Below are 445 nucleotides of genomic sequence, written 5' to 3' on the forward strand. Positions count from 1 at the left end.
TCATATTTATTTGCATAAAGTCAAAGCGGCTTAATAATATAAATATCTTGTATTAAACTATATACTTAAAGTTTGTATTTGATATAATTGTTGTTAATATAAATTTTATATTGACTGGCGGGTGGAAATGAATTTATGACATTGAAAAAAATGATACAAAATGAAAAAGATAATATGATATTTTCGCTTCAGGAACTTATCAGGATACCAAGCGTTAAACAAAAGGGAAGTGTTGGTATGCCTTTTGGCGAGGATATGAACAAAGCCCTTGAGTATGTGCTTGCTTTGGCTGAGAGCATGGGCTTTAAAGTTAAGATGCTTGACGGATATTGCGGTTATATTGAATATGGGGAAGGGGAATTGTATGTATGCGTTATATCGCATGTAGATATATGTGTGGCAGGTGATATGTGGGCGGTTCCGCCTTTTGAAGGGCGGATTATCG

The 445-nt window shown here is 34.6% G+C and carries 1 protein-coding gene; it reads left to right on the plus strand.

The window, feature by feature from the left end; all coding sequences use genetic code 11:
* Window positions 1-135: 135 nt before the first annotated feature.
* On the plus strand, window positions 136-445 hold a 310-nt coding region (locus NE664_14080), incomplete at its 3' end, for a dipeptidase PepV (GenBank protein MCQ4727763.1).

Origin of the sequence: Anaerotignum faecicola (assembly GCA_024460105.1) — a bacterium.
In the GTDB taxonomy this organism is placed as follows: Bacteria; Bacillota; Clostridia; order Lachnospirales; family Anaerotignaceae; genus JANFXS01.